This is a genomic window from Vibrio sp. La 4.2.2 (assembly GCF_027586995.1).
GTDB lineage: Bacteria > Pseudomonadota > Gammaproteobacteria > Enterobacterales > Vibrionaceae > Vibrio > Vibrio mediterranei.
The window spans coordinates 42,307-55,791 of the sequence record NZ_JAPPTJ010000019.1; the positions used below are offsets into that span (position 1 = coordinate 42,307).

Consider the following 13,485-nt stretch of genomic DNA (forward strand, 5'->3'; position numbering starts at 1 on the left):
AACGAGCTCGCAGATAGGCCTGAGGCTTTGCCGTAACGTATTAATAATCAATAGTTATAAATCGGCCGATTGATAGAATTATTTAGGTCATTTGAGACTAAATGACCTAAATAATGGCGGTGCGTTAGGCAAGTCGATGATCTAATAAGAACTTTGTTAGTAGAGTTCTTTTAGCTTTCTAGTAAGAGTATTCCGTCCCCAGCCGAGCACTTTCGCTGCATCTTGCTTATGGCCATTGGTGTGGCTAAGAGCTGCTTCAAGCAATATACGCTCGAATTGCGGTTGTGCATGGTTAAGTATTTCTGTCTCACCAGACTCAAGGGCCTGCTGAGCCCATGAAGAGAGTAGTGACTGCCAATCCCCAGCACCGATATCAGTAATGCGTCTTGGCTCTTCTAATAACTCGGTAGGCAAATCACTTGGTAGAATTTCACTGCCGCTGGCCATTACCGTGAGCCATCGACAGGTATTCTCAAGCTGGCGCACATTTCCCGGCCAGTCGAGCTTATTTAAGATATCCACTGTGTCCGGATTAAGAGACTTGGTCTCCACACCGAGTTCTTCTGCTGCTAAAGACAAGAAATGCAATGTCAGCTTTTCAATATCCTGTTTGCGTTCTCGAAGAGATGGGATATGGATACGAATGACGTTAAGGCGATGGAATAAATCCTCACGGAATTCGCCTTCGGTCACCAGCTTTTCGAGGTTTTGGTGAGTCGCGGCGACGATACGTACATCTACTTTGACTGCAGAGTGCCCACCGACACGATAGAACTGTCCATCGGCTAAAACGCGCAGCAATCGAGTCTGAATATCCAATGGCATGTCACCAATCTCATCTAAGAATAAGGTCCCACCGTTGGCTTGTTCAAAACGTCCTTGGCGCACGCTATTTGCACCAGTAAATGCACCTTTCTCATGGCCAAATAGCTCTGACTCGATAAGGTCTTTGGGAATTGCCGCCATATTGAGTGCGATAAAAGGTTTGCTAGAGCGAGGACTGTGGCGATGTAAGGCTTGCGCGACAAGCTCTTTACCCGTACCTGATTCACCATTAATGAGTACAGAAATGGAGGAACGAGATAAACGGCCAATCGCTCGAAACACTTCTTGCATAGCGGGCGCTTCACCAATAATTTCCGGTGCATCAGCTGCGATCACCTCTTCCTGTGAAAGAGCACTTTTCTGCTCTAGGCTGTGAGTAATAGCGCGCTCGACCAGAGTGAGGGTCTCATCGATATCAAAAGGCTTAGGTAGGTACTCAAAGGCGCCTTTTTGGTATGCGTTTACCGCCGCATCGAGATCAGAGTGTGCGGTCATTATGATGACTGGTAAATCTGGGGCGCTTTCTTGAACTCGATTTAGCAGTTCAATGCCGTCAATACCGGGCATACGGATATCGGACACCAATACATCCGGTGTTTCCCGCTCCAATGCCATTAGCACGCTTTCTGCATCGGCAAATGTCTCGCATTTGATATTTGCTGATGAAAGGGTTTTATCCATTACCCATCGTATTGAGCTGTCGTCGTCGACGACCCATACATATCCTTTACTCATAGCCAAACTTCCTTACAGCAAGCCATATTAAGTCCTCTTTCTCCTTGAGGTTAAATAGGCAGATAAATAGTAAAAATGGTGCGACCTGGCCAACTTTCTACATCTATTTTTCCATTATGTTGGTCGATCAAATTTTGCGAAATGGACAGCCCAAGACCCGTTCCGCCTTCTCTGCCACTTACCATGGGGTAGAACAGCGTATCTTGGAGTTCGGCCGGAATGCCGGGGCCATTGTCAATAATCTCTATCCGAGCAGCGAGTTTATGGCGCTGTCCATGAATATTGGCTTGATGCACAGTGCGCGTGCGCAAGGTGATTTGCCCATTATCTTGTTGTTTTAATATTTGCGCGGCATTACTGGTAATGTTCAATAACGCTTGTTCGATTTGGTCGGTATCCATCAAGATCGCCGGTAGACTAGGGTCATAGTCTCGTTCTATGGTCAGGCTGGTTCCTGCATCAAGCTCTACCAACTGACGTACCTTTTCTAAAATGAGGTGCAGATTTTCTTCTTTTTTCGTTCCTGGACGTTGTGGCCCAAGAAGCCTATCGACCAGCGCTCTTAATCGGTCTGCTTGTTCAATGATGATATTGGTGTACTCATTAAGTGAGGGATCAGGCAGCATCTTTGATAAAAGTTGTGCCGCACCTCGCAGGCCACCAAGCGGGTTCTTTATCTCATGAGCAAGGCCTCTTACCAGCAACTTTGCAGCTTGTTGTTGGGCATGCTGGTTGAGCTCCTGAGTCAGCCTTTTTTGCTGACCAATCTTACGCATTTCCACCAAAAGCATCAGTTCCTTATTCCAAGATAAGGGGCTAACAGTCACCTCTAATAACAGCGGTTTGCCATCAACAACTAAAGTGACATCGCTATCGGTAATACTTTGACCACTTTGTAGAGGTTGGGTTAGCAAGGCCAAGTCTAGAGAAGCGTGTTGAATAAACTGAGAAAGGTGGCAATTAAGCAGTCTCTTGGAACTTTGCGAGAACAATTGCTCTGCGGCAGGGTTAGCGTATTGAACTGTTAATCCCTCATTGAGCATCAAGGTCGCCGTTACCACATTATTGAGTATTGCACTGGTGAGTTCACAGTTTGCCACACGCTATCCTTAATCGATTTTGCATTGCGTTGCTCTATGATGGTGCGCTGCACGCAATGTCTTTTGTTTATGCACTAAAATGGTGCATTGATAATTCCAAGTATGGCGCAATTTTTTATAGAGTAAAAGCGTAAACGCTGATGGCTATGGCGATTGCACCGATGCACGATGTAAATGCACTGTTATCGTATTGGACGATGCAATAACCTTGCCGTTTTGTTGCGCTTGAATGGTTAGGGTGTGAGTTCCTCGGTCAATGGCGGTTAATGACCAATGAGGAGTAGTTTTCGGTGCACCATATACCTTGCCATCGAGAAGAAGTTGCAGCTTGGCTGCGACGTGAAGCTTGCCATCTATGTGACCAATAACATCGAAATTACCAGCGTTGTTGCGAATGGTGGCATCGTGAGTGGGATTGCGGATGCTGACTTTTAGCCTGATAGGCTTGGGGGTTGGCGTTTCTGAGAAAGAATTTGTTGCTGGGGAAACGTCATTGCTGGAGTAAGGGGCGGGAGGGTCAGGCAACACAACTAACGACGATTGCGGGTTAGTAGGATGATCACTGAAGTGCTGCACACCTTTTTCATCGACCCAGGTGTAGATCTCTATACTCCAAGATAGGGGACTCAGGATACACAGTATCAATATCAGGGCAGATTTCATGTTAGCGGAACCTTGCTTTACTTAAGAGTCCTGATGGTAATGCTGCAAGAAATAACACGGACATAAAAAAGGCCCGCCTGCGAGGCGAGCCTAATAATTGGTTGTAAACCTTTGAATTATACTGAGTAGTATAGTTCGAACTCAAGTGGGTGAGTTGTCATGTTTACTTTCTCTACGTCTTGAGACTTAAGATCGATGTAAGAATCGATAAAGTCATCAGAGAATACACCGCCAGAAGTTAGGAACTCACGGTCAGCGTCTAGACACTCTAGCGCTTCTTTTAGTGAGTAAGCCACTGTTGGGATCTCTGCAGCTTCTTCAGCTGGTAGATCGTAAAGGTCTTTGTCCATTGCTTCACCTGGGTGGATCTTGTTCTTGATACCGTCAAGACCAGCCATAAGCATTGCAGCAAAGCATAGGTATGGGTTTGCTGATGGGTCACCGAAACGTAGCTCGATACGACGCGCTTTCGGGCTTGGTACCACTGGGATACGGATAGAAGCAGAACGGTTACGTGCAGAGTAAGCAAGCATAACTGGTGCTTCGAAGCCTGGTACAAGACGCTTGTACGAGTTAGTTGATGCGTTGGCAAATGCGTTGATTGCTTTAGCGTGCTTGATAACACCACCGATGTAGTAAAGCGCCATTTCAGATAGGCCGCCGTACTTGTCGCCAGCGAATAGGTTAACACCGTCTTTCGCTAGAGATTGGTGAACGTGCATACCAGAACCGTTATCACCTACTAGAGGCTTAGGCATGAATGTCGCTGTCTTACCAAATGCGTGAGCAACGTTGTGTACAACGTACTTGTAAACTTGGATTTCGTCCGCTTTAGCGGTTAGCGTGTTGAAACGAGTAGCGATTTCGTTCTGACCCGCTGTTGCTACTTCGTGGTGGTGAGCTTCAACAACTTGACCCATTTCTTCTAGAACTAGACACATTGCAGAACGGATGTCTTGAGAAGAGTCAACTGGAGCTACTGGGAAGTAACCACCTTTAACGCCTGGACGGTGACCTTTGTTACCACCTTCGAAGTCAGTGCCTGTGTTCCAAGCCGCTTCTACGTCGTCAATCTTGAAGAATGAACCAGACATGTCTGTTGCGAATTTAACATCGTCAAATAGGAAGAACTCTGGCTCTGGACCAACAAGTACAGTATCTGCAATGCCAGTAGAACGTAGGTAGTCTTCTGCGCGCTTAGCGATTGAACGTGGGTCACGGTCGTAGCCTTGCATTGTTGCAGGCTCAAGGATGTCACAACGAATGTTCAGAGTTGCATCTTCAGTGAATGGGTCTAGAACTGCGCTTGCCGCGTCAGGCATCATTACCATGTCTGATTCGTTGATGCCTTTCCAACCAGCAACTGATGAACCGTCGAACATTTTGCCTTCTTCAAAGAAGTCTGCATCTACTTGGTGTGCAGGGATAGAAACGTGCTGCTCTTTACCCTTAGTGTCTGTAAAGCGTAGATCTACGAATTTAACTTCGTTCTCTTGGATCAGCGATAGAACATTTTCTACTGACATCTTGGAAAACCTCCAGTGTTATTAAAGCGGTTAAGTACTCGATTAGTGCTAATCGGCATTGATTAACGTCTGCTTATTGAAGTGCGTTAATCGATGCTGATTTTACTAAAGCTAAAACCGTGCCAAAAAATAAATCCGTTATTTTTCATAGTGTTACAAAATTACTCATCATAATGGAGCAAGATGATGCACCAAAATGATCATTGAATGCACCTTTATGGTGCAATGTTAAATTTCTGCACCAAGTTGAATCAATGATGCCATACATTCAGCATGGTTTTTGAATCGGTGTCAACTGCAATCCTACGATGAGCAGATCGGCTGCGCTAAAATAGTGAATTTGGCGCTAGCGCCCGATATTTACGGCAAAACTAGCTTAAACCGACTATGTTTAAGCAAGATTTCAACGAAGAAGATCACAACTCTCGTAATTTCTGGTATATTGCGGGCGTTTTTTTAATCGAGTCAGCGGCTATCGTGCGGCGACTCTTGACTGAGTGAAAGAAATCTATGTCAACTCCACAGATTGATAAGTTAAGAAACATTGCGATTATCGCGCACGTTGACCACGGTAAAACTACCCTTGTTGACAAGCTACTTCAGCAATCCGGTACTCTAGAGTCTCGCGGTGAAACTGAAGAGCGAGTTATGGACTCGAATGATATCGAAAAGGAACGTGGTATCACGATCCTTGCTAAAAACACAGCGATCAACTGGAATGATCACCGCATCAACATCGTAGATACTCCGGGACACGCGGACTTCGGTGGTGAAGTTGAGCGTATTATGTCGATGGTAGACTCTGTACTGCTGATCGTTGACGCTGTAGATGGTCCGATGCCGCAAACTCGCTTTGTAACGCAAAAAGCATTTGCACATGGCCTTAAGCCTATTGTTGTTATCAACAAAATCGACCGCCCAGGTGCTCGCCCTGATTGGGTTATGGACCAAGTATTTGACTTGTTCGACAACCTAGGTGCATCTGACGAACAATTAGACTTCCAAGTGGTTTACGCATCAGCGCTAAACGGGTGGGCAACGTTGGAAGAAGGCGAAGAAGGCGAGAACATGGAACCATTGTTCCAAGCTATCGTTGATAACGTTGAAGCACCTGCTGTTGACCCTGAGGGTGCACTGCAAATGCAGATCTCTCAGCTAGACTATAGCTCTTACGTTGGTGTTATCGGTGTCGGCCGTGTGACTCGTGGTACGGTTAAGCCGAACCAACAAGTAACGGTTATCGGTGCTGATGGTAAGACTCGTAACGGTAAAGTAGGTACAGTTTTAGGTTACCTAGGCCTTGAGCGTCACGAAGTTCAGCAAGCAACTGCAGGCGATATCATCGCAATCACTGGTCTTGGCGAGCTAAAAATCTCTGACACTATCTGTGCGCAGGGTGAAGTGGAAGCGCTACCAGCACTGTCTGTTGACGAACCAACAGTAACCATGACATTCCAAGTAAACACGTCTCCATTCGCAGGTAAAGAAGGTAAGTTCGTGACTTCACGTAACATCCTTGAGCGTCTAGAGAAGGAACTGGTACACAACGTAGCACTACGCGTTGAGCAACTGGATGATCCAGATAAGTTCCGTGTATCTGGTCGTGGTGAACTACACCTATCTATCCTGATCGAAAACATGCGTCGTGAAGGCTTTGAGTTAGCGGTTTCTCGTCCTGAAGTTATCATCAAAGAAGAAGATGGTCAGAAGCAAGAACCATACGAAACTGTAACTATCGACGTAATGGAAGAGCACCAAGGTAGCATCATGGAAGCTATCGGCTTACGTAAAGGTGAGCTAACGGACATGGCTCCAGATGGTAAAGGTCGTATTCGTATGGACTTCATGATGCCATCTCGTGGTCTAATCGGTTTCCAAACTGAATTCATGACACTAACGTCTGGTTCTGGTCTTCTATACCACACGTTCGATCACTACGGTCCATTCAAGGGCGGTGAGATTGGTCAGCGTGTAAACGGTGTACTTATCTCGAACGGTGCTGGTAAAGCGCTAACAAACGCACTGTTTAACCTACAAGAGCGCGGCCGTATGTTTATCGGTCACGGTGTTGAGGTTTACGAAGGCATGGTTATCGGTATCCATAGCCGTGACAACGACCTAACGGTAAACCCGCTTAAAGGTAAGCAGCTAACTAACGTTCGTGCTTCTGGTACTGATGACGCACAGGTTCTTACTCCGCCAATCATTATGACTCTAGAGCAAGCACTTGAGTTCATCGATGATGACGAGCTAGTAGAAGTAACACCTGAAAGCATCCGCATCCGTAAGAAGTTCCTTTCGGAAAGCGATCGTAAGCGTGCAAGTCGCGAAGCTAAGTCTTAATTGATTTAGGTGAGATGTAAAAAAACCAGCCGCGAGGCTGGTTTTTTTGTGTTTGCTTTTTCGAAGACGCTAAAGGTTGAATAACTTAAAGTAACTGTTTCAATACTCTATCAGCTTGAACTCGAGTAATTTTCTTCAGCAATTTTTGTACAGGCGCTGGATAGTTTTCCACTTTTTCCAACTGCTTATAGGTACAGATCAACTGGGTGTGTTCAAGGATGTTTTCCACCTCAGCCTCAAACTTGTCGACAAGATGCGAGTAATGATCCTGAATCAAAATGGCATTCTCTAAATCCAAGCTCCAAGCTCGTGGATTTAGGTTGTTGCCTGTAATCAGCATATAACGCTTATCGACCCAAATACCTTTTAGGTGGAAGCTGTTGTCATCATGTTTCCATAGGCGAATGCACAAATTGCGACTCGCGATATGTGCTTCGTTAGCTTTAGCAAAGCGACGCAGATTCATTTCATAGAGGTAAGGCAAACCACCAATGGTTTTGAAGTCTTCCTCTGGAGAAATGTAGAAATCGTTCGCCGTCTTATCACCCACCACGATTTTCACTTTAACACCGCGTTTCAGGGCACGCTTGATTTCTTTTGCTACCGACTTAGGGAAGTTGAAGTAAGGGGTACAAATAAAAATCTCGTCTTTAGCGCTAGCTAATAGCTGATTGATGCTTTGGTTAAGCTTGTTTCGACGCTTACCAATACCAACAATAGGTGTCACCGCTACTTGGTGTTCATTACTCGGCTGGGCATTAAATTGATAACGTGCCTGAGACAGTGAACCACGCAGTTGTCGGATTTCTGCCTTAATATCTTTTGTCGTTGGCTTTTCTGGCAATGACAGGTCGTTGACGGCAGGATTGGCAATCAGTTCGATTGCAACAAACTGAGCCATACTATTTGCTAGTTCAGGGTTGTTCAGAACATGGTAGCGGTCGAATCGGTAACGCTCATCGTAATTTAAGTAGATGTTGTTAAGACTAGCGCCGCTGTATATCACTTTATCATCGATAATAAAGCCTTTAAGGTGCAAGACCCCAAATACTTCTCTGCCACGCACTGGAATACCGTAAACAGGAACGGCATGCTCGTGGTTTTGTCTAAACTCGCGATACATCACTGCGTTGCCATCAGACTGGTCAGCGCCAATCAGACCACGTTGTGCACGGTGCCAGTCAACACAAACAGCAATATCGAGAGCCGGATTCTTTTGCTTTGCTTGATAAAGTTCAGTCAGGATTTGGCGTCCAGCGTCATCATCTTCTAAATACAAAGCGACTAGGTAGATTCTTGATTGTGCTTCGCGTATCGCTTGAATTAAATACTCGCGATAATCTTTAGCGGAATACAATACATCCAGTGCATTGGGATCCTGCGCGATTGAGGGAAGCTGTTCAAAAGAGTTCCTAAGAGCCATCATATGAGGGACTGTACCTTTGGTCATTGCAAAATTGCGAACCTAGAATTTTACCAAACTCTTGCCCTAAATGGGTAGTAAAGCGTTGATAAGTTTAACGGGGATCAATGTATCGCATAGCTGCCAGTGCTTTTCCGCCGTGAATATAACGAGAAAACAGTTGCTTAAGAGGACCTGGTAGCTCTTCTTGGGTAATCACTTTAAAGCCATGTTGTCCATAAAATCCCTGTAAATGTTCTAGTGCAAAACAAAAATCGTTATTGGTCAGCTCATTTTGTCGCAGTTGTGCCATGAAATGATGACCGATACCTTGTTGGCGGAAGTCTGGAAGAACCAGCATGCCGGTCATCAATCGATACTGCTCGATGGTACGAAATCGTACGAGGGCACAGAGGCTGTGGCCTTGGCTAAGAGTGAGAATACGTTCATCACTTTTTGGTTTGCCAGCTGGGTAGTGTGCTTTATACAGTTTTTTGGCAATCGGCAGTTTAATGGGGTCTAGCATACCGAATTTTAACGTATCCATAGCCAATGCTCGTTTCAAAAGGATAGAATAGCGGCAGTGTAAGCCATCAATGAATGCCCATGCAAACTGAAAACAATGCCCAACTTCGCCCATTTCACACCTTTGGTATCTCACAGCAGTGTCAGGTGCTAGTAGAAGCTGAATCGGTCGACGACCTAATTGCGATTTACCAAAACCCAGACTGGCAAGCGCTACCTAAACTGATGTTAGGTAAGGGCAGTAACATGTTATTTACGGAGCCTTATCAGGGCGTTGTTATCATTAATCGATTGCAAGGTATTTCGTACTCCAGCTCAGAGACTGAACATCTTTTGCATGTATCAGGGGGTGAAGACTGGCCGAGTTTGGTGGAATGGTGTGTAGAGCAGGGTTACGCTGGTGTTGAAAATTTGGCTTTAATCCCTGGCTGTGCTGGTAGCGCACCTATTCAGAATATTGGTGCTTATGGCATAGAGCTCCAGCAAGTATGTGATTATGTGGAGTACCTTTGTTTAGACAGCTATACCATAAAGCGGCTGTCTAATAATCAATGTCGTTTTGGTTATCGTGACTCCATTTTTAAGCACGAGCTGAAAGATAAGGCGCTCGTGACCGCCATTGGCCTTAAGCTAAACAAAACATGGCAGCCTATATTAAGTTATGGTCCGTTACAGTCTCTTGACCCAGAAACGACCACGCCAAAAGAAGTGTTTGATGTGGTCGTGAATGTGAGAAAAGAGAAGCTGCCAGATCCAGCTGTGACTGGCAATGCTGGAAGTTTCTTTAAAAACCCGATTGTCAGTATCGAACAGCATGAAACGCTCAAAGCGCAATACCCAGCGCTAGTGGCGTATCCATCGGGTGACAAGATGAAGTTGGCTGCTGGTTGGCTTATCGATCAGTGTGGTCTGAAAGGGCATACTCAGGGTGGCGCCATGGTGCATCCTAAACAGGCTCTTGTATTGGTGAATGCCAATAATGCCAAGGCGGAGGATATTGTTAACCTTGCCGCTTATGTCCGCGACTGTGTGCTGAAGAAATTTAATGTAGAGCTTGAGCATGAGGTACGCTTTATGGGTGCTCAACAAGAAGTGTATTTAAAGGAGCTGCTATGAGAGAGCATCATGTGAAATTAGCGATTTTAGAGCAGCTTTCTCAAGGCGGATTTCACTCGGGTGAGATGTTGGGTGAGCAGCTGGGTATTTCTCGTGCCGCTGTAAGTAAGCACATTAAAGGCATTCGTGATTGGGGGGTTGATATCTTTCGCGTTCAGGGGAAAGGCTATCAACTAGCGGCCCCTATGGAACTGTTGTCCAAAGAGAAACTATCGCGAACTGTTACCTCACCATTTGAGTTGATTCCTATTATCGACTCTACCAATCAATACTTACTCGACAAACAAAACAGCTTAGAGTCGGGTGCGGTGTGCATTTCTGAGTACCAGTCTAAAGGCCGTGGCCGCCGTGGCCGCCAATGGGTATCACCATTCGGTAGTAACCTTTATCTCTCCATGTATTGGAAGTTAGAAGCAGGAATGGCAGCGGCGATGGGGTTGAGTCTGGTGATTGGCGTGGCGATAGTTGAAGCCTTGGAACAACTTGGGATTGATGGTGTAAAACTTAAATGGCCGAATGACCTGTATTTTAATGACAAGAAGTTAGCCGGCATTTTGGTTGAAATGTCAGGCCAAGCTGGTGGCGCGGCAAACCTAGTCATGGGTATGGGTATGAATCTAAATATGAGTGAACAAGTAGAAGGCATCGATCAGCCTTGGACCTCACTCAATGAAGTGGCAGACAAACCATTTAGCCGTAACGATTTGGTGGTGGCCTTTATCAAGGCTTGGCAGAACGCTCTAGAAGATTACGAAATGTGTGGCTTACACGGTTTTGTTGAACGTTGGAATCGTCATGATAACTTTTTGGATCGAGAAGTTCGTCTGGTGATGGGCAATCGAGACATTCAAGGTATTGTGCGCGGCATCGATGCCACTGGCGCCGTTTTACTGGAAACAGAAGCGGGCATTCAACCATTTATTGGTGGTGAGATCTCTCTGCGTAAACTGAACTGATGTGGCTTAACTTATCACTAATTTAGCAACTTCACTCACTACATCAAATATTGTTACCACACTAGATATTGTTATCCCTGCGTAGGCAGGGATCTACCTTTGGCGCAAACAACCCCTCGTCAAAAACAGCCTACTTCCTCAAATAAACCGTCTCAACATTATGATCTTTACCTTTCTGTAAAATCAATTGAGCCCGCTCTTTGGTTGGCAAGATATTCTGCACTAAGTTGATCCCATTAATCGATGCCCAAATATTCTTCGCTTTGGTTTTCGCTTCTTGTTCATTCAACTGGGTATAGTGGCTGAAGTAAGAGCCAGGCTTAGTAAAGGCGCCTTGGCGGAATTTCATAAAGCGCTGCACATACCAGTTTTCAATGCGTTCACTATCTGCATCGACGTACAAAGAAAAATCGAGAAAATCAGAGATAAACACGCGATGTGGATCGTGAGGGTAGTCCATGCCACTTTGCAGGACATTGAGACCTTCGATGATTAGCACGTCAGGTAGGTCGACGACTTTCTGCTCATCAGTAATATCGTAAGTTAAGTGTGAATAGACGGGAGCGACAACGTTACGCTTACAAGCTTTGACATCGGAAACAAACTGCACCAATCGACGCATATCATAGGACTCGGGAAAGCCCTTTTTCGCCATTAACCCTTTTTCTAACAGTACCTTATTAGGATGAAGGAAACCGTCAGTCGTAATAAGTTCTACCTTAGGGTGGTTTTCCCAGCGACTGAGTAACGCTTTTAGCAAGCGAGCCGTGGTACTTTTCCCGACCGCAACACTACCGGCAATACCAATAATGAATGGTGGCGTATGGTCACTTTGTCCCAAGAACTCTTGAAGAACGGAGTTGCGACTCTGTCTCGCGGCAACGTACAGGTTAAGCAGACGAGAAAGAGGCAAGTAAACATCAGTGGCTTCCTGTATCGTCAGGTTTTCATTAATACCCTGAAGCTCTTTCAGATCATCTTCTGTTAATGTCATAGGGACAGCGTTGCGAAGTGCAGACCACTGCTCGCGACTAAATGACATAAAAGGGCTCATAACTCACCTAACTTAAGGTTTCCATACACGTAGAGTGCTGAACATACCTGAACAAAGGGATAAATCAAATATTTCATGCGACACTGCGTGCGTAATTCCCCGAAATGTGTACAAAAAGTCGTCAAAAAGGAAGAATGTGTGAAAAAACGAAATTTTTTTTGATTTAACGGTTGCATCAGCAAGATTCATTCAATAGAATGCGCTCCACTTATGCCGACTTAGCTCAGTAGGTAGAGCAACTGACTTGTAATCAGTAGGTCACCAGTTCGATTCCGGTAGTCGGCACCATTTTCACTTTGCCTAGGGCAATGATGACGAAAATGGTAAGTAAAATTTGGGGGGGTTCCCGAGTGGCCAAAGGGAGCAGACTGTAAATCTGCCGGCACTGCCTTCGATGGTTCGAATCCGTCCCCCCCCACCATATTCTTTAGGGAATAGCTCTCAGAGTTACGTGTTGCGGGCATCGTATAATGGCTATTACCTCAGCCTTCCAAGCTGATGATGCGGGTTCGATTCCCGCTGCCCGCTCCAACTCATTTAGAGTGCTGATATAGCTCAGGTGGTAGAGCGCATCCTTGGTAAGGATGAGGTCGGCAGTTCGAGTCTGCCTATCAGCACCAGCTCTCAAAGCAATATTTCCTTTTGATACTTTCTTTTGCCTCAACTATGTTTAGAGGCTAAGAGAAGCTTTATTACCAAGATTTTTTGGTTGCGTGGTCTTCAAAGCCACCTAAATCCGTACCTAGAGGGACAACTCATGTCTAAAGAAAAATTTGAACGTACGAAACCGCACGTAAACGTTGGTACTATCGGCCACGTTGACCACGGTAAAACAACTCTAACAGCTGCAATCTGTACTACTCTTGCAAAAGTGTACGGCGGTGAAGCGAAAGACTTCGCATCTATCGATAACGCTCCAGAAGAGCGTGAGCGCGGTATCACAATCGCAACTTCTCACGTTGAGTACGATACTCCAACTCGTCACTACGCACACGTAGACTGCCCAGGACACGCGGATTATGTTAAAAACATGATCACTGGTGCTGCGCAAATGGACGGCGGTATCCTTGTAGTTGCTGCTACTGATGGTCCAATGCCTCAAACTCGTGAGCACATCCTACTAGGCCGTCAGGTTGGTATTCCTTACATCATCGTATTCATGAACAAGTGTGACATGGTTGATGATGAAGAGCTTCTAGAGCTAGTTGAAATGGAAGTTCGTGAACTTCTATCTGAGTAC

11 protein-coding genes and 4 tRNA genes are annotated in these 13,485 nt (G+C 45.6%); 8 read left to right on the top strand and 7 right to left on the bottom strand.

The window, feature by feature from the left end; translation table 11 throughout:
* Positions 1-156 precede the first annotated feature (156 nt).
* The 4 genes from glnG to glnA all read right to left on the bottom strand — a co-directional run bounded on the left by glnG (position 157) and on the right by glnA (position 4,849).
* Positions 157-1,560, bottom strand: coding sequence for a nitrogen regulation protein NR(I) (gene glnG / locus OH456_RS25040; protein WP_270034420.1), 1,404 nt, complete (start codon positions 1,558-1,560; stop codon positions 157-159).
* Positions 1,561-1,610: 50 nt separating this feature from the next.
* A complete protein-coding gene (gene glnL, locus OH456_RS25045; RefSeq protein WP_031494559.1) occupies positions 1,611-2,660 on the bottom strand; it encodes a nitrogen regulation protein NR(II) in 1,050 nt (349 codons plus the stop codon).
* A 144-nt stretch (positions 2,661-2,804) separates the two neighbouring features.
* Entirely contained in the window at positions 2,805-3,323 is a 519-nt protein-coding gene (locus OH456_RS25050) for a DUF4124 domain-containing protein (RefSeq protein WP_270034421.1), read from the bottom strand.
* A gap of 116 nt (positions 3,324-3,439) precedes the next feature.
* On the bottom strand, positions 3,440-4,849 hold the full coding sequence (gene glnA / locus OH456_RS25055) for a glutamate--ammonia ligase (protein WP_006074981.1): 1,410 nt from the start codon (positions 4,847-4,849) through the stop codon (positions 3,440-3,442).
* A gap of 510 nt (positions 4,850-5,359) precedes the next feature.
* Between glnA and typA the strand changes: the two genes are divergently transcribed.
* Complete coding sequence (gene typA, locus OH456_RS25060; RefSeq protein ID WP_006074982.1) at positions 5,360-7,192, top strand: translational GTPase TypA; 1,833 nt, start codon at positions 5,360-5,362, stop codon at positions 7,190-7,192.
* Between the two features lie 85 nt (positions 7,193-7,277).
* On the opposite strand, the gene pssA is transcribed toward typA, so the two are convergent.
* Complete coding sequence (gene pssA, locus OH456_RS25065; protein ID WP_270034425.1) at positions 7,278-8,618, bottom strand: CDP-diacylglycerol--serine O-phosphatidyltransferase; 1,341 nt, start codon at positions 8,616-8,618, stop codon at positions 7,278-7,280.
* Between the two features lie 91 nt (positions 8,619-8,709).
* Positions 8,710-9,141: a GNAT family N-acetyltransferase gene (locus OH456_RS25070; RefSeq protein WP_006074984.1), complete on the bottom strand. Its 432-nt coding sequence runs from the start codon at positions 9,139-9,141 to the stop codon at positions 8,710-8,712.
* A 59-nt stretch (positions 9,142-9,200) separates the two neighbouring features.
* On the opposite strand from OH456_RS25070, the gene murB reads away from it, so the two are divergent.
* Entirely contained in the window at positions 9,201-10,235 is a 1,035-nt protein-coding gene (gene murB, locus OH456_RS25075; RefSeq protein WP_006074985.1) for a UDP-N-acetylmuramate dehydrogenase, read from the top strand.
* The gene (gene birA / locus OH456_RS25080) at positions 10,232-11,191 is read left to right on the top strand and encodes a bifunctional biotin--[acetyl-CoA-carboxylase] ligase/biotin operon repressor BirA (protein ID WP_006074987.1); all 960 of its coding nucleotides are present in this window, start codon (positions 10,232-10,234) and stop codon (positions 11,189-11,191) included. Before murB ends, birA begins: the two co-directional genes overlap by 4 nt.
* Before the next feature lie 130 nt (positions 11,192-11,321).
* On the opposite strand, the gene coaA is transcribed toward birA, so the two are convergent.
* Positions 11,322-12,245, bottom strand: coding sequence for a type I pantothenate kinase (gene coaA / locus OH456_RS25085; RefSeq protein WP_006074988.1), 924 nt, complete (start codon positions 12,243-12,245; stop codon positions 11,322-11,324).
* Between the two features lie 212 nt (positions 12,246-12,457).
* Here coaA and OH456_RS25090 point away from each other — a divergent pair.
* The 5 genes from OH456_RS25090 to OH456_RS25110 all read left to right on the top strand — a co-directional run.
* Positions 12,458-12,533, top strand: a tRNA-Thr gene (locus OH456_RS25090).
* Positions 12,534-12,581: 48 nt separating this feature from the next.
* Positions 12,582-12,666 (top strand) — tRNA-Tyr (locus tag OH456_RS25095).
* Positions 12,667-12,701: 35 nt separating this feature from the next.
* A tRNA-Gly gene (locus OH456_RS25100) sits at positions 12,702-12,776 on the top strand.
* A 13-nt stretch (positions 12,777-12,789) separates the two neighbouring features.
* A tRNA-Thr gene (locus OH456_RS25105) sits at positions 12,790-12,865 on the top strand.
* Between the two features lie 137 nt (positions 12,866-13,002).
* Positions 13,003-13,485: GTP-binding protein (locus OH456_RS25110; RefSeq protein WP_270034423.1), on the top strand; the 483-nt coding region annotated here is incomplete at its 3' end.